16 protein-coding genes are annotated in these 14,235 nt (G+C 73.7%); 10 read left to right on the top strand and 6 right to left on the bottom strand.

Going from position 1 to position 14,235, the window contains the following annotated elements:
- Nucleotides 1–3: 3 nt before the first annotated feature.
- From aroA to BLU55_RS17895, 4 genes are all read left to right on the top strand, one after another.
- Nucleotides 4–1,323 carry a 3-phosphoshikimate 1-carboxyvinyltransferase gene (aroA, locus tag BLU55_RS17910; RefSeq protein ID WP_231916944.1) on the top strand — a complete coding sequence of 440 codons (1,320 nt, stop codon included), beginning with the start codon at nucleotides 4–6 and terminating at the stop codon, nucleotides 1,321–1,323.
- Nucleotides 1,320–2,330 (top strand): ribosome small subunit-dependent GTPase A, encoded by a 1,011-nt coding sequence (gene rsgA, locus BLU55_RS17905; protein WP_091732546.1) that lies wholly within the window; start codon nucleotides 1,320–1,322, stop codon nucleotides 2,328–2,330. The genes aroA and rsgA overlap by 4 nt, the downstream gene beginning before the upstream one ends.
- Before the next feature lie 39 nt (nucleotides 2,331–2,369).
- Nucleotides 2,370–3,239, top strand: a complete 870-nt coding sequence (gene hisN / locus BLU55_RS17900) for a histidinol-phosphatase (protein WP_091732544.1) — start codon at nucleotides 2,370–2,372, stop codon at nucleotides 3,237–3,239.
- Nucleotides 3,240–3,335: 96 nt separating this feature from the next.
- Nucleotides 3,336–3,767: a CBS domain-containing protein gene (locus BLU55_RS17895; protein ID WP_091732542.1), complete on the top strand. Its 432-nt coding sequence runs from the start codon at nucleotides 3,336–3,338 to the stop codon at nucleotides 3,765–3,767.
- A 7-nt stretch (nucleotides 3,768–3,774) separates the two neighbouring features.
- On the opposite strand, the gene BLU55_RS17890 is transcribed toward BLU55_RS17895, so the two are convergent.
- Complete coding sequence (locus BLU55_RS17890) at nucleotides 3,775–4,179, bottom strand: VOC family protein (protein ID WP_091732539.1); 405 nt, start codon at nucleotides 4,177–4,179, stop codon at nucleotides 3,775–3,777.
- Nucleotides 4,180–4,234: 55 nt separating this feature from the next.
- On the opposite strand from BLU55_RS17890, the gene BLU55_RS17885 reads away from it, so the two are divergent.
- On the top strand, nucleotides 4,235–4,609 hold the full coding sequence (locus BLU55_RS17885) for an FKBP-type peptidyl-prolyl cis-trans isomerase (RefSeq protein ID WP_091732537.1): 375 nt from the start codon (nucleotides 4,235–4,237) through the stop codon (nucleotides 4,607–4,609).
- Nucleotides 4,610–4,640: 31 nt separating this feature from the next.
- Here BLU55_RS17885 and BLU55_RS17880 read toward each other — a convergent pair whose 3' ends face one another.
- Together BLU55_RS17880 and BLU55_RS17875 are read right to left on the bottom strand one after the other, a co-directional pair.
- Complete coding sequence (locus tag BLU55_RS17880) at nucleotides 4,641–4,862, bottom strand: RNA-binding S4 domain-containing protein (RefSeq protein WP_269457962.1); 222 nt, start codon at nucleotides 4,860–4,862, stop codon at nucleotides 4,641–4,643.
- A 62-nt stretch (nucleotides 4,863–4,924) separates the two neighbouring features.
- Entirely contained in the window at nucleotides 4,925–6,181 is a 1,257-nt protein-coding gene (locus BLU55_RS17875; RefSeq protein WP_091732534.1) for a DUF445 domain-containing protein, read from the bottom strand.
- A gap of 119 nt (nucleotides 6,182–6,300) precedes the next feature.
- Between BLU55_RS17875 and BLU55_RS17870 the strand changes: the two genes are divergently transcribed.
- The 3 genes from BLU55_RS17870 to BLU55_RS17860 all read left to right on the top strand — a co-directional run bounded on the left by BLU55_RS17870 (nucleotide 6,301) and on the right by BLU55_RS17860 (nucleotide 9,158).
- Nucleotides 6,301–6,783, top strand: coding sequence for a glutathione peroxidase (locus BLU55_RS17870; protein WP_091732531.1), 483 nt, complete (start codon nucleotides 6,301–6,303; stop codon nucleotides 6,781–6,783).
- 71 nt (nucleotides 6,784–6,854) lie between these two features.
- Nucleotides 6,855–8,012: an acyl-CoA dehydrogenase family protein gene (locus tag BLU55_RS17865; protein WP_091732529.1), complete on the top strand. Its 1,158-nt coding sequence runs from the start codon at nucleotides 6,855–6,857 to the stop codon at nucleotides 8,010–8,012.
- Between the two features lie 18 nt (nucleotides 8,013–8,030).
- Complete coding sequence (locus tag BLU55_RS17860) at nucleotides 8,031–9,158, top strand: acyl-CoA dehydrogenase family protein (RefSeq protein WP_091732526.1); 1,128 nt, start codon at nucleotides 8,031–8,033, stop codon at nucleotides 9,156–9,158.
- 103 nt (nucleotides 9,159–9,261) lie between these two features.
- Here the strand turns inward: BLU55_RS17860 and BLU55_RS17855 are convergent, their stop codons facing one another.
- The 3 genes from BLU55_RS17855 to BLU55_RS17845 are packed head-to-tail and all read right to left on the bottom strand — an operon-like array spanning nucleotide 9,262 to nucleotide 13,112.
- The gene (locus BLU55_RS17855) at nucleotides 9,262–11,379 is read right to left on the bottom strand and encodes a vWA domain-containing protein (protein WP_172833934.1); all 2,118 of its coding nucleotides are present in this window, start codon (nucleotides 11,377–11,379) and stop codon (nucleotides 9,262–9,264) included.
- Nucleotides 11,372–11,767, bottom strand: a complete 396-nt coding sequence (locus tag BLU55_RS17850; RefSeq protein ID WP_091732523.1) for an OsmC family protein — start codon at nucleotides 11,765–11,767, stop codon at nucleotides 11,372–11,374. The genes BLU55_RS17855 and BLU55_RS17850 overlap by 8 nt, the downstream gene beginning before the upstream one ends.
- A complete protein-coding gene (locus BLU55_RS17845) occupies nucleotides 11,760–13,112 on the bottom strand; it encodes a magnesium chelatase (RefSeq protein ID WP_091734209.1) in 1,353 nt (450 codons plus the stop codon). Before BLU55_RS17845 ends, BLU55_RS17850 begins: the two co-directional genes overlap by 8 nt.
- Nucleotides 13,113–13,277: 165 nt before the next feature.
- Between BLU55_RS17845 and BLU55_RS17840 the strand changes: the two genes are divergently transcribed.
- Nucleotides 13,278–13,664: a YchJ family protein gene (locus tag BLU55_RS17840; RefSeq protein WP_231916943.1), complete on the top strand. Its 387-nt coding sequence runs from the start codon at nucleotides 13,278–13,280 to the stop codon at nucleotides 13,662–13,664.
- Complete coding sequence (locus BLU55_RS17835) at nucleotides 13,661–14,185, top strand: GNAT family N-acetyltransferase (protein WP_197681039.1); 525 nt, start codon at nucleotides 13,661–13,663, stop codon at nucleotides 14,183–14,185. The genes BLU55_RS17840 and BLU55_RS17835 overlap by 4 nt, the downstream gene beginning before the upstream one ends.
- Nucleotides 14,186–14,235 lie beyond the last annotated feature (50 nt).

Below are 14,235 nucleotides of genomic sequence, written 5' to 3'. Positions count from 1 at the left end.
GGCGTGACCGCCCCCGAGACTGCTCCGCAGGCGTCTGCGCCGACCTCGCACGACCTGCTCTGGCCCGCCCCCGTCGCCCGGGGTCCGGTCGACGCGTCGCTGGTGCTGCCCGGCTCCAAGTCCCTGACCAACCGGGCCCTGGTGCTCGCGGCTCTCGCCGACGGGCCGAGCGTCGTGCGACGGGCACTGCGCTCGCGTGACACCGAGCTGATGGCGGTCGCCCTCACCACCCTGGGGGCGGCCGTCGACACGTCCGGCCCCGACTGGACCGTCACGCCGGGGCCGCTGGGCGGCGGCACGGTCGACTGCGGGCTGGCCGGCACCGTGATGCGCTTCGTGCCCCCGGTCGCGGCGATCGCCGACGGCGAGGTCGCCTTCGACGGTGACCCGCACGCCCGCACCCGCCCGATGGCCGGGGTGCTCGACGCCCTGCGCAGCCTCGGCGTGGCCGTGGACGACGACGGCCGCGGGGCCCTCCCCTTCACCGTGACCGGCAGCGGCCACCTCCGCGGCGGCACCGTGGTCGTCGACGCCTCGGCCTCGAGCCAGTTCGTCTCCGGCCTGCTGATGGCGGGGGCGCGCTACGACGAGGGCCTCGACGTGCAGCACCGCGGCGCGCCCGTCCCGTCGCTGCCCCACATCGAGATGACCCTCGCCTGCCTGCGCGAGCACGGCGTCGAGGTCGACGACAGCGAGCCCGACCGCTGGCGGGTCGCGCCGCAGCCGGTCCGGGCCACCGACGTCACCATCGAGGCCGACCTCTCCAGCGCCGCCCCCTTCCTCATGCTCGCGCTCACCAGCGGCGGCTCGGTGACCGTCCCGGGGTGGCCGGCCGCCACCACCCAGGCCGGTGACGCCCTGCGCGACCTGCTGGCCCGGATGGGCGCCGAGGTGACGCTCGACGACGCCGGCCTGACCGTGCGCGGCTCCGGCGCGATCGCCGGCCTCGACGTCGACCTGCACGACGTCGGTGAGCTGACCCCCTCCCTGGCCGCGCTGTGCGCGCTGGCCGACTCGCCCTCGCGGCTGCGCGGCGTGTCCCACATCCGGGGCCACGAGACCGACCGCCTCACGGCCCTGGCCGTCGAGCTGCGGGGGCTCGGCGCCTCCGTCGTCGAGCACGACGACGGACTGGCCATCTCGCCCGCCCCGCTGCACGGCGGCGAGTTCAAGACGTACGCCGACCACCGGATGGCCCACGCCGCCGTCGTCCTGGGCTCGCGCGTCGAGGGCGTCCTGGTCGAGGACGTCGACACCACCTCCAAGACGTTCCCCGGGTTCGCCGACGTCTGGGCCGGTCTCCTCGGGCAGGCCGCTCGGTGACGACGGGGCGCTACGGCGCGGACGACCCGGAGAGCTACGAGCGCCCGCGCCGGCGCACCCGCCCGCGCACCAAGGACCGGCCCAGCTTCGACGACGCCGTGCCCGGCGTGGTCGTCACCGTCGACCGGGGCCGCTACACCTGCCGGCTCACCGAGGACGGCGCCCCCGAGGACGACCCGACCGTCGTCACCTCGATGAAGTCGCGGGCGCTGGGCCGCAAGGGCGTCGTGGTCGGCGACCACGTCCGGATCGTCGGCGACGTCTCCGGCGACCCCGGCAGCCTGGCCCGGATCGTGCTCGTCGACGAGCGCCGCACGGTGCTGCGGCGCACGGCCGACGACGACGACCCCGTCGAGCGGGTGGTGGTCGCCAACGCCGACCAGCTCGTGGTGGTGACCGCCCTGGCCGACCCCGAGCCGCGCCAGGGACTGGTCGACCGGGCGCTGGTGGCGGCGTACGACGCGGGGATGGACCCGCTGCTGTGCCTCACCAAGGCCGACCTCGCCGACCCGGAGCCGGTGCTGGCCGGCTACCGCCCGCTCGGGGTGCCGTACGTCGTGACGCAGCGCGGCGCCGACGTCAGCGAGGTGCTCGAGCGGCTGACGGGGCGCACCAGCGTGCTGCTCGGCCACAGCGGCGTCGGCAAGTCGACCCTGGTCAACGCCCTGGTCCCCGACGCCTTCCGCGAGGTCGGCGTGGTCAACGCCCACACCGGCCGCGGCCGCCACACCTCGGTCAGCGCGCTGATGCTGGCGCTGCCCGGCGGCGGCTGGATCGTCGACACCCCCGGCATCCGCTCCTTCGGCCTCAACCACGTCGACGTCGCCCAGCTGATCGAGGCCTTCCCCGACCTGCACGAGCTCACCGAGACCTGCCCGCGCGCCTGCTCCCACGGCGAGGGCGAGCCGGAGTGCGGGCTCGACGACGCCGAGGGCACCGAGGTGGACCGGGTGCGGTCGTTCCGGAGGCTGCTGGCCAGCCGCGAGGCGGGCGAGCAGCACTACTAGGCGGGCCGGGCCGCGCGCGGGTACGCATACCCTGTGCCCATGCCGTCCGACTTCACCGACGATCTCCGCCTCGCCCACGTGCTGGCCGACGACGCGGACTCCACGTCGGAGAGCCGCTACAAGGCGCTCGACCTGCACGTGATGACCAAGCCCGACCTGACGCCGGTGACCGACGCGGACCGCTCGGTCGAGGAGAACATCCGCCGCACCCTGTCGCGCGCCCGGCCGCGCGACGCCGTGCTCGGCGAGGAGCAGGGCTCCGCCGGCCACAGCCAGCGGCGCTGGGTGGTCGACCCCATCGACGGCACCAAGAACTTCGTGCGCGGCGTGCCGGTGTGGGCGACGCTGATCTCGCTCATGGTCGACGACGAGGTCGTGGTCGGCGTGGTCTCGGCGCCCATGCTCAACCGCCGCTGGTGGGCGATGAAGGGCGGCGGCGCCTGGACCGGCAAGTCGCTGCTGCGGGCCAGCCAGTGCCAGGTGAGCGACGTGTCGCGGATCGAGGACGCCTCGCTGTCCTACTCCTCGCTGTCCGGCTGGGACGAGCGCGGCCGGCTCGAGGACTTCCTCTCGCTGTCGCGCCGGGTCTGGCGCACGCGGGCGTACGGCGACTTCTGGTCCTACATGCTGGTGGCCGAGGGCGCCGTCGACATCGCGACCGAGCCCGAGCTGGAGATCTACGACATGGCGGCGCTCGACGTGATCGTGCGCGAGGCCGGCGGGTCGTTCACCTCCCTCGACGGCGAGGCCGGCCCGACGGGCGGCAGCGCGCTGGCGACCAACGGCAAGCTGCACGACCAGGCGCTGGCCTTCCTCGGCTCGGTGCCCGACCACGACGAGCCGCACCGCGGCGGCACGGTCCACGACCTCAGCGCCCGCCGCGGGGAGCCCGCCGGCGACCGCGACTAGCGACCTCACCTCTTCGGGTGGTCCGCCCCTGTCGCTGAGCGCCCGGGAGCGCTACCTTCGACGGACCGCAGCGCCGACCTCGAGGAGGTCCTGGTCGTGAAGATCAAGGACGTGATCAGGGACAAGCCGAGCCACGACGTCATCACGATCGTGCCGGACGCGACCGTGCAGGAGCTCGTGGCCCTGCTCGCCGAGCACAACGTCGGCGCCGTGGTCGTCAGCAGCGACCGCTCGACCGTCGAGGGCATCGTCAGCGAGCGCGACGTGGTGCGCCGGCTGCACGACCGCGACGACGTGCTGGGCGCCACCGTCGCGGAGATCATGACCGCGCGGGTGCGCACCTGCGAGCCCGAGCACGACCTCGACGCCCTGATGGCGCTGATGACCGAGCACCGGATCCGCCACGTCCCGGTCGTGGAGGACGCCCGGCTGGTCGGCGTCGTCAGCATCGGCGACGTGGTCAAGAGCCGGATGACGCAGCTGGAGTTCGAGCGCGACCAGCTCGACTCCTACGTCCACCAGACCTGAGCCGGGCTCAGGCGGGGTCACCGCCCGCGGGGTCCTCCCCCGAGGGGTCGACCCACAGGCAGAACGGGTGCCCGGCCGGGTCGAGGCACACCCGCACGTCCTCCTGCGGCTGGTGGGCCGCCAGCCGCGCCCCGCAGGCCAGCGCGTGCTCGAGCGCCCCGTCGAGGTCGTCGACCTGGACCTCGAGGTGCACCTGGGTGGTCGGTCGGCCCGGCTCGCTGGGCCACACCGGCGGCGCGTGGTGCTCGTCGAGCTCGAAGGCGAGCGGCACCACGGCGCCCCGCAGCACCGCCCACGTCGGGTCCGCGACGACCGGGTCCTCCAGGCCCAGCAGGTCGGCGTAGAACCGCGCCAGCGCACGTGGGTCCGACGAGCTGAGGTTGACCGTGGAGACGCGGATGCCGTGCACCATCGCTCCACCCAACCACGCTGCACGGCCCCCGGGAAGGCGTGGCAGGCTGGGAGCCATGACTGCAGACAAGCCCGAGATCGACGCCCCCGACGGCCCGCCCCCCACCGACCTCGAGGTCGTGGACCTCACCGAGGGCGACGGCAAGGAGGCCACCGCCGGCAGCACCGTGTCGGTGCACTACGTGGGCGTGGCCCACTCCACCGGCGAGGAGTTCGACGCGTCGTACAACCGCGGCGCCCCGCTCGACTTCCGCCTCGGCGTCGGCCAGGTCATCAGCGGCTGGGACACCGGTGTCCAGGGCATGAAGGTCGGCGGCCGTCGCCGCCTCACCATCCCCTCGCACCTGGCCTACGGCGACCGCGGCGCCGGCGGCGTCATCGCCCCCGGCGAGACGCTCATCTTCGTGGTGGACCTCGTCGACGTCCGCTGATCGTCGTACGCCGGGGGGCCGGCCGGTCGCACTACCAGTCGACGACCGGCTCGGCCTCGCCCGTCGCCACCCGGGCGGAGACCCCGCCCAGGGTGACCACGTCGCCCACGACGAGCTGGCGGCCGCGCCGGGTCTCGACCTCGCCGTTGACGCTGACCAGGCCCTCGGCCGTGACCGTCTTGGCCTCGGAGCCGTGCTCGATGAGGTTGGCGAGCTTGAGGAACTGGCCCAGCCGGATCATCTCGTCGCGGATCGGCACCTCGTCGACCTGCGGCGCGGCGTCGGCGCGCTCGCGCTGTCTCCTGCGGAAGGGGTTCACAGCACCAGTGTGACGGCGTGGATCACGACGCCCACCAGGCCACCCACGATGGTGCCGTTGATCCGGATGAACTGCAGGTCGCGGCCGACGTGCAGCTCGATCTTGCGGGCCGCCTCCTCGCCGTCCCAGCGGGCGATGGTCGCGGTGATGACCGAGGTCAGCTCCTGGCCGTAGCGGCCCACCGCCCACACCACGACGTCCGCGCCCCAGCCCTCGAGCCGGTCGTGCAGCGCGCGGTCGGTGCCGATCCGGCCGCCGAAGGCAGCCAGCTCCTGGGAGGCGCGGCGGCGCAGCGGACCGTCGTCGGTCTCCAGCGCGTCGAGCAGCGCCGTGCGGAAGGCCGCCCACAGCGACATCCCGGTGGTCACCATCTGGGGCTGCTCCAGCAGCCGCTGCTTGAGGTTCTCGGCCCGCTCCTGGGTCTCGGGGTCGTTCAGGAGGTCGTCGGCGAGCTGCGCGAGGAAGGAGTCGAGCGCCTGGCGGGCCGAGTGGTCGGGGTCGCTGCGGATGTCGGCCACCCAGCGGATCGCCTCGAGGTGCAGCCGGGTGACGATCACCTCGTTGAGCCGGTCGGGGGCCCACCAGGGGGCGCGCTCGCCGATCACCTGGGTGAAGCGCTCCTGGTGCTGCACCAGCCAGTCGTGGGCCTCGGTGAGGGCGAGGTCCACCAGCCCGTGGTGGGCGCCGTCGCGGACCACCTCGGCCAGGAAGCCGCCCGCCACCGGCGAGATCGGCTCGGAGACGAAGCGCGGGATGATCACCTCGCGCACCACGGCGGCGACGTCCTCGTCCTTGAGCCGGCGCAGGCCCACCGCCAGCGCGACCGAGCTCTCCGCGACCACGCGGTCGGCGTGGGCGGGGTCGGTCAGCCAGGTGCCGAGCCGGCCGACCACGTCGGCCGAGGAGAGCCGCTCGCGGATCACCTGCTCCTGGAGGAAGTTCTCGGCGAAGAACTCCTCGAGGCTGGTGCCGAAGGTGTCCTTCCGCTCGGGGATCAGCGCGGTGTGCGGGATCGGCAGGCCGAGCGGGTGGCGGAACAGCGCGGTCACGGCGAACCAGTCGGCGATCGCGCCCACCATGCTCGCCTCGGCACCGGCGTTGACGAAGCCCCAGACGCCGGTGCGCCCGATCGTCGCGACGTACACCACCGCCGCCAGGACCAGCAGCCCCAGCGCCACCGCCTGCATCCGGCGCAGCCGCCGCAGGCGCTCCGCGTCCGCGGAGGGGTCGGACGCGATCAGGGGGGTGGCCATGTCGGCAGAAACTACCGGGCCGCACCCGCTTCCTGGACGGTCCGTCCCCATCCGTGGGGGAATGGGCTCCGAACCCCCGTCGTTCCCCCCACCCGCACGCCGACCCCAGGAGAGCACCCGTGACCACGCTGAGCGACTTCACCGCCACCACCATCGACGGCCAGGAGCAGCCGCTCAGCGCCTACCAGGGCCAGGTGGCCCTGGTGGTCAACACCGCCTCCGCCTGCGGCTTCACCCCCCAGTTCGAGGGCCTGGAGAAGCTGCACCAGCAGTACGCCGACCAGGGCCTGGCCGTGCTGGGCTTCCCCTGCAACCAGTTCGGCGAGCAGGACTCCGGCACCAACGAGGAGATCGGCGCGTTCTGCCAGCGCAACTACGGCGTCTCCTTCCCCATGTTCGAGAAGGTCGACGTCAACGGCGACGCCGCCCACCCGGTCTTCAAGTGGCTGCGCGAGGAGAAGAAGGGGCTGCTCGGCGAGAAGATCAAGTGGAACTTCACCAAGTTCCTCGTCGGGCGCGACGGCCAGGTCCTCAAGCGCTACGGCTCGACGACCAAGCCCGAGAAGATCGCCTCCGACATCGAGAAGGCGCTCGCCTCCTGAGGGCGCGAGCGGTTCGTACCGCGCGGTAACCTGACGGGGATCCCACCGCCTGCCACACCAGGAGCTCCCCCATGCAGCTGGCCCTCACCGAGGAGGAGACCGCGTTCCGCGAGGAGATGCGGACCTTCTTCACCACCAAGATCCCGCAGGAGCTGCGCGACACGATCGCCGCCGGCCGACACGTCGGCAAGGAAGGCATCGTCACCGCCCAGCGGATCATGAACGAGGCCGGGTACGCCGTGCCCAACTGGCCCGTGGAGTGGGGCGGCCAGGACTGGACGCCGATGCAGCGCCACATCTGGCACGAGGAGCTCGAGCTGGCCTGCGTGCCGCCGCCGCTCGCCTTCAACGCCAGCATGATCGGGCCGGTCATCGCGCAGTTCGGCAGCCAGGAGATGAAGGAGAAGTTCCTCCCGGCCACCGCCAACCTCGACATCTGGTGGTGCCAGGGCTTCTCCGAGCCCAACGCCGGCTCCGACCTGGCCTCGCTCACCACCAAGGCGGTGCGCGACGGCGACGACTGGGTGATCAACGGCCAGAAGACGTGGACCACGCTGGGCCAGCACGCCGACTGGATCTTCTGCCTGTGCCGCACCGACCCCGAGGTCAAGAAGCAGGCCGGCATCTCGATGATCCTGGTCCCGATGGACACCGAGGGCGTCACGCTGCGCCCGATCGAGCTCATCGACGGCGGCTTCGAGGTCAACGAGGTGTTCTTCGAGGACGTCCGCGTCCCGGGCGAGAACCTCGTCGGCGAGGAGAACCAGGGCTGGACGATGGCCAAGTTCCTGCTCGGCAACGAGCGCGTCGGCGTCGCCCCGGTCGCGCAGACCAAGCGCCGCCTGGCCAGCCTCAAGCAGGTCGCCGCCGAGCGCGGACTGCTCGACGACGCGCTGCTCGCGGCCAAGGTCGTCGAGCTCGAGAACGAGCTGCTGGCGCTGGAGCTGACCGCGCTGCGCGTGGTCGCGCACTCCTCCGACGGCAAGCCGCACCCGGCCTCCTCGGTGCTCAAGCTCAAGGGCACCGAGCTGCAGCAGGCCGTGACCGAGCTGTGGGTCGACGTCGCCGGGCCGCTGGCCCTGGCCTCCGGGGCCGGCAAGGACTCCGACGTGCCCGACTGGGCCCGCGTCAGCGCCCCCAACTACCTCAACTTCCGCAAGGCGTCGATCTACGGCGGGTCCAACGAGATCCAGCGCCAGATCATCGCCGGCACGATCCTCGGCCTCTGAGCCGACGAAGGAGCTGACATGGACTTCACCCTGGACGACGAGCAGACCGCCCTGCGCGACGCCGTGCGCGGCCTGCTCAAGGGCTTCGACAACGAGCAGCGCCGCGCCGCGACGTCGGAGGACCCCGGGTTCTCCGAGGCGCAGTGGGGCCGCCTGGCCGAGATGGGCCTGCTGGGCCTGCCCTACAGCGAGGACGACGGCGGCATGGGCGCCGGTCCGGTCGAGCTGGCCGTGGTCGCCGAGGAGCTCGGGCGCGTCAACGCCCCCGAGCCGTACGTCGACACGGTCGTGCTGGCCGGTGGCCTGGTCGCCGCGCTCGGCACCACCGAGCAGAAGCAGGACGTGCTGGGCGCGATCTCGGCCGGCGAGCGCGTCGTCGCCGCGGCCCTGCTCGAGCCCGGCACCCGCTGGGACCTGGCCGGCGAGGGCGTCGTGGAGAAGGACGGCCGCCTCACCGGCGTCAAGGAGCCGGTGGTCGCCGGCGGCCGGGCCGACCTGCTCGTGGTCTCGGCGCGGACCGACGACGGCCTCGGGCTGTTCCTCGTCGAGCCCGGCGAGGGCGTCGAGGTCGCGACGTACGCCACCTTCGACGGCGGCCGCGCGTCCCGGATCACCTTCGACGCCGCCCCGGCCACCCGGCTCGGCGACGGCTCGGTCGACCCCATGGCGGCGCTGGAGCGCGTCGTCGCCGCGGCCAAGATCGCCTACTGCCACGAGGCGCTGGGGCTGATGGAGTCGGCGCTGAAGCTGACCACCGACTACCTCACCACCCGCAAGCAGTTCGGGATGACGCTCAACCGGTTCCAGGCGCTGACCTTCCGGGCGGCCGACATGTACACCTCCCTAGAGCTCACCCGCAGCGTCGTCACCTGGGCCACCATGGTCATCGCCGACCACGGCTCCAGCCCCGAGCTGGTCACCGAGGCCGCCCGCCGCGCCAAGCTGCAGGTCAGCAAGGCCGGGCGCCACGTCGGCCAGGAGGCGATCCAGCTCCACGGCGGCATCGGCATGACCGCGGAGTACGCCGTGGGCCACATGACCTCGCGCCTGACCGCGATCGACCACCTGCTCGGTGACGGCCGCGAGCAGACCACGCACCTCGCCGCCACGCTGACCGACCACGAGGTCGTCGAGCCGGTGCGCTAGGAGCCGAGCGCCACCGCGTGCGACGCTCCGTCGCCGTCGGTGGGTGCCCCCTGGGACAGGGGTGCGCCACCGGTGACGGAGCGTTGCACGGGTCCGGGGTGGCTCAGCCGCCGAACCACGACCCCCGGCCGCCGAACCAGCCCCCGGGCTCGCCGCGGCCCCGGCCGCCCCGGCTGTCGCGGTCGCCGAGGTAGCTGCCGACGACGGCGGCGCCGAGGTCGTCGAGCTCGGGGCTGACGACCTTGCCGTCCACGCGGGTGGCCAGCTGGTCGAGGAAGCGCGCCAGGCCCGGGTCGTCGCCCAGCCGGAAGAAGGTGGTCTGGGCGCCGAGGCGCATCGCGTTGTCGAGCTCGCGGACCGACCAGGCCACGGTGAGCGGGTGCGGCGGGTAGGAGAAGAAGACCTCGCCGTCGGGCTCGAGGTGGCTGGTGGGCTCGCCGTCGGTGACGACCAGCAGCACCGGCTGCGCGCCCGGGTGCTTGCGGAAGTGGCGGTTGGCCAGCAGCAGGGCGTGGTGCAGGTTGGTGCCCTTGTCCCACTGCGCGTCGAGCGCGGTCAGCTGCTCGATGTCCATCACCTGGGCGGAGCGGCCGAACGCCACCACCTGCAGCGCGTCCCCGCGGAAGCGGGTGCTGATCAGCTGGTGCAACGCCAGCGCGGTGCGCTTCATCGGCACCCACCGGTTGGCCATCGCCATCGAGAAGGACGTGTCCACCAGCAGCGCCACCGCCGCCTGGGTGCGGGCCTCGGTCTCCTGGACCTCGACGTCCCCGATCTGCAGGCGTACGCCGGCCCGCGCGTCGCCGCCCTCGCCCGCGGTGCGGATCACCGCGTTGGTGACCGTGCGGGTGACGTCCCACGGCTCGGTGTCGCCGAACGCCCACTCGCGGCTGGCGCCGGACAGCTCGCCCGCGGCGCCGGCCTGGCGCACGTCGCGCTGGCCCTGGCGCCCCGACATCCGCTGGGCGACGTCCTTGAGCAGCGCCTTGCCGAGCTGGCGCATCGCCTTGGGCGAGAGCGTCAGCTGGCCGTCGGAGCTGCGCTTGAGGTAGCCCGTCTCGTTGAGGGCGCGCTCGAGCTCGGCCAGGGTGCGCGCGTCGACGCCCGCCTGCTGGCCCAGCTGCCGCTCGAGCTTGTCCACGTCGACGTCGTCCATCCGGGCGCCGCCGTAGGACTGCGAGAGCTGCTCGGCGAGCTCGTCGAGGTCGGCGAGGTCCTGCAGCACACCGGTCCCGTCGCCGAGCCCGAGCCCCTCGGAGCCCTCGAAGTCCTCCGAGCCCGACCAGTCCTCGCCGGGTCGCAGCGCCTGGAGGTGGTCGTCGAGCTGGCTCAGCGACTCCATCAGCTCCGGGGAGCCGAACGCCTGCCCGGCCAGCGCGTCGAGCTCGGCGCGCTGCTCGGGCGTCATCGAGTTGCGCATCCGCTGGGCGGCCGCGGCCCGCTGGGCCAGGGCGTCCATCAGCTCGTCGATGTCGCGGGGGTTCTCGGGGAAGAAGTCGCCGTGCCGGTCCATGAAGTCGGCGAAGTCCTCGGGGGTGTCCTCCCCGAGCCGGTGCTTCTCCAGCAGGCCGTTGAGGTCCTGCAGCATCTCGTTGACGCGCGCGCGGTCCTCGTCGGTGGCGTTCTCGAGGGCCTGCTTCATGCCGGCGAAGCGCTGGTCGAGCAGCTCGCGGCCCAGCAGGTCCTTGATCTTCTCGAAGTCCTGGCGAGCCTGGCTGCTCGTCCAGTCGTACGCCGCGAGCTCGCTCACCGCGGCGGCCGGGCTGGCCGGCAGGTTGGCCAGCTGCATCTCGCGCAGCGCCCGGTCGCCGTCGTCGAGGTCGACGTCGCGGGCCAGCTGGCCGCGCTCGGCCAGCACCGCCCGGTCGAGCAGCTCCTTGACCTCCTGCAGGGTGCCGTCGAGGCCGTGCTCGGAGAGCAGCTGGCGCTTCCTGTCGGCCACCCGGCGCGCGAGGTCGTCCAGGCCGTCCTGGTCGCGGCCCCCGCGGCGCAGGAACTCCCGCATCGCCCGCTCGGGGCTGTAGCCCGCCATCACGTCCTCGCCGATGGCGTCCAGCGCCTCGGCCAGGTCGACCGGCGGCGCGAGCGGGTCGGGCCCGCCGGCGTAGCGGCCGTAGCGCGCCCTCAGGCCCGGGCGTCGTCGCCGACCGCCGGGCGCCCGGGGTCGCCGCCGACCGCCGTCGCCGTCCGCGAGGTCGGACGCTCCCGGCAGCTCAGGCATGGCCGACCCGACGCACGTCGATGCCGGCGCGCAGCGCCTTCGGCACCTCGGCGACCTCGTCGACCTGCAGCAGCAGCTCCTGGACCTGCTCGGGGAGCAGGGAGGAGTCGAGCGCGACGGAGTACTCGACGCCCGTGGAGGCGCCGGTGACGATGTCGAAGCCACCCTCGGCACTGACGTGCACCCCGGCCAGGGGCACCCCACGGTCCCGGGCCTCGCGGTAGAGGTCGTTGAGCACGCAGGTGGCGACGGCCAGGTGCAGCACGTGGGCGCCGGTGAGCCGCCCGCGCACGCTGACGCCCTCCTCGGTCCACTCGTGGGGCAGGGTCACGCCGTCGTCCTCGCGCAGCGAGCCCGTCGCCACGGCCACCGTGTAGCGCTCAGCCATACACCGTCTCCCCGTCGCCGCTGTCCTTGCTGATCCGCTGGGCGAGGAACAGGCCCTCGAGCGCCAGCTCGACCGCCCCGGCGCGGCTGCCGTCGTCGGTCGCGCCCAGCCGCTCGCAGACCTGGTCGTAGAGGTCGGACTCGCCCAGCACCGGGAGCCCGGCCAGCACGTCGCGGCCGGTCACCTGGGCGCCCGTCACGACCAGGGCGCCGTCCTCGATGGCCTGCACCAGCAGGCCGAGGTCGAGCCCGGCGAAGTGGGCCCGCACGGTCTCGGCGGTGGCGCGGCGCAGCAGGTGCTCGAGGATCTGCTCCTCGCGCCCCTCCTCGCCGGTCTCGAACTCGATCTTGCCGCCGAGCACCTCGACCGCCGTCTCGAGGTCGACCACGCGGGCGACGGGTTGGTCCTCGCCCTGGGAGACCGCGCGGTGCAGGGCGGCGGCCGCGATCGTCTCGGCGCCGGCGATCGAGAACCGCGCGGAGACGCCGGAGCGCTGGTCGACCGAGCTGGACTCGCGCAGGGCGCGGGTGAAGCGCGCCAGGATCTCGACGAGGTGGTCCGGCACGGCGGCGACCAGGTCGGCCTCCTGGCGGATCACCGCGACCTCGTCCTCGAGCGCGATCGGGTAGTGGGTGCGGATCTCGGCGCCGAAGCGGTCCTTGAGCGGGGTGATGATGCGCCCGCGGTTGGTGTAGTCCTCGGGGTTGGCGCTGGCCACGACCAGGGTGTCGAGCGGCAGCCGCAGCACGTAGCCGCGGATCTGGATGTCGCGCTCCTCCATCACGTTGAGCATCGCCACCTGGATCCGCTCGGCCAGGTCGGGCAGCTCGTTGATGGCCACGATGCCGCGGTGCGAGCGCGGGATCAGGCCGAAGTGGATGGTCTCCGGGTCGCCCAGGCTGCGGCCCTCGGCCACCTTCATCGGGTCGACGTCGCCGATCAGGTCGGCGACCGAGGTGTCGGGGGTGGCCAGCTTCTCGGCGTACCGCTCGTCGCGGTGGCGCCACTCGACGGCCAGGTCGTCCCCCTCCTCGGCGGCCCGGCGCTTCGAGGCGTGGGTGATGGGGTCGAAGGGGTGCTCCCCCAGCTCGGAGCCCGCGATCACCGGCGACCACTCGTCGAGCAGGCCGACCAGGGTGCGCAGCAGCCGGGTCTTGCCCTGGCCGCGCTCGCCCAGCAGCACCACGTCGTGACCGGCCAGGATCGCGCGCTCGAGCTGCGGGATCACGGTGCTCTCGAAGCCGTGGAGGCCCGGCCAGGGGTCACGGCCCTCGCGGAGCGCGGCGACCAGGTTGGCGCGCAGCTCCTCGCGCAGGGAGGTGAGCCGGTGGCCGCTCTCGCGCAGCTGGCCGACGGTGCGAGGCGTGGGGCGAGGCGTGGGGCGGGACGCGGGGTCCTCCGCCTGGCTCTGCGTCGCGCTCGGGGTGGGGCTCTGGGGGGACGTCGTCACCTCTCCCACGCTAACGCGGTGCCGCAACGCCGGGGAGTCCCCGTGGGCGAGACTGGCCCGGTGGTGCCACTCCCCTCCTCCCCGCTCCCCAGCGCCTCCGCCCCCTGCCCGTGCGGGTCCGGGCGGCCGCTGGACGGCTGCTGCGGTCCGCTGCTGCGCTCCGAGCGCCAGGCGGCGACGCCGGAGGAGCTGATGCGCTCGCGCTACACGGCGTACGCCGTCGGCGACATCGACCACGTCTGGCGCACCTGGCACCCGCGGACCCGGCCCCCGCAGGTGACCCACGACCCGAGCACCACCTGGACCCGCCTGGAGGTGCTCGAGGCGGTCGACGACGTGGTGGAGTTCGTGGCGTCGTGGCGCGACGACGGGGGCGCGGGGCGGCTCCACGAGCGCAGCCTGTTCGCCCGGCGCGCGGGCCGGTGGTTCTACCTCGAGGCGCTGTGAGGGCGCCGGTCGGGCTGCGGCGGCGGACCCCCGACGACCTGCCGGCCCTGGTCGCGCTGGTCGCGGCGCAGCAGCCGCTGACGGCGTACCCCCTGCGCTGGCCGCTGCCCTTCCCGGTCGAGGACTTCCTGGTGCGCCCCACCGAGCGGGCCGCGTGGATCGCCGAGCTCGACGACGTCGTGATCGGCCACGTGGCGGTCGCGACGCCCGGCGAGGACCTGCGCCCGGTGCTGGACGACGTCGTCGGCCGCGGCACGGCGCTGGTGGTCTCGGTGCTGGTCGTGGCCCACGACCACGCGGGCCGGGGCGTGGGCGGGCTCCTGCTCGACCACGCGGTGGCCTGGATCCGGGAGCAGGGCCGGGTGCCGGCGCTCGACGTGGTCCCGACCCACGACCGGGCCGTCGGCCTCTACCGCTCCCGCGGCTGGCGCGAGGTCGGCCGCCTGCACCCCGAGTGGCTCCCCGACGGCCGGCCCGACCTGCTGGTGATGGTGCTCGGGGGTGCGGGCCCGGGAGTGTGACCGAGGTGACGGACCGGACCGCGAGCACCGTCCCCGCCCGACATGTCCGG

It is taken from the genome of Nocardioides scoriae (assembly GCF_900104965.1).
In the GTDB taxonomy this organism is placed as follows: Bacteria; Actinomycetota; Actinomycetes; order Propionibacteriales; family Nocardioidaceae; genus Marmoricola; species Marmoricola scoriae.
This window is presented reverse-complemented; position numbering and strand designations above follow the sequence as displayed.

Bases quoted from the DNA above. Each gene is read 5' to 3' on its own strand.
- BLU55_RS17850 (WP_091732523.1), bottom strand. From the start codon at position 11,767: ATGGCTGAGCGCTACACGGTGGCCGTGGCGACGGGCTCGCTGCGCGAG.
- BLU55_RS17875 (WP_091732534.1), bottom strand. From the start codon at position 6,181: ATGGCCACCCCCCTGATCGCGTCCGACCCCTCCGCGGACGCGGAGCGC.
- BLU55_RS17890 (WP_091732539.1), bottom strand. From the start codon at position 4,179: ATGGTGCACGGCATCCGCGTCTCCACGGTCAACCTCAGCTCGTCGGAC.
- BLU55_RS17855 (WP_172833934.1), bottom strand. From the start codon at position 11,379: ATGCCTGAGCTGCCGGGAGCGTCCGACCTCGCGGACGGCGACGGCGGT.
- hisN (WP_091732544.1), top strand. From the start codon at position 2,370: ATGCCGTCCGACTTCACCGACGATCTCCGCCTCGCCCACGTGCTGGCC.
- BLU55_RS17865 (WP_091732529.1), top strand. From the start codon at position 6,855: ATGCAGCTGGCCCTCACCGAGGAGGAGACCGCGTTCCGCGAGGAGATG.
- BLU55_RS17860 (WP_091732526.1), top strand. From the start codon at position 8,031: ATGGACTTCACCCTGGACGACGAGCAGACCGCCCTGCGCGACGCCGTG.
- BLU55_RS17885 (WP_091732537.1), top strand. From the start codon at position 4,235: ATGACTGCAGACAAGCCCGAGATCGACGCCCCCGACGGCCCGCCCCCC.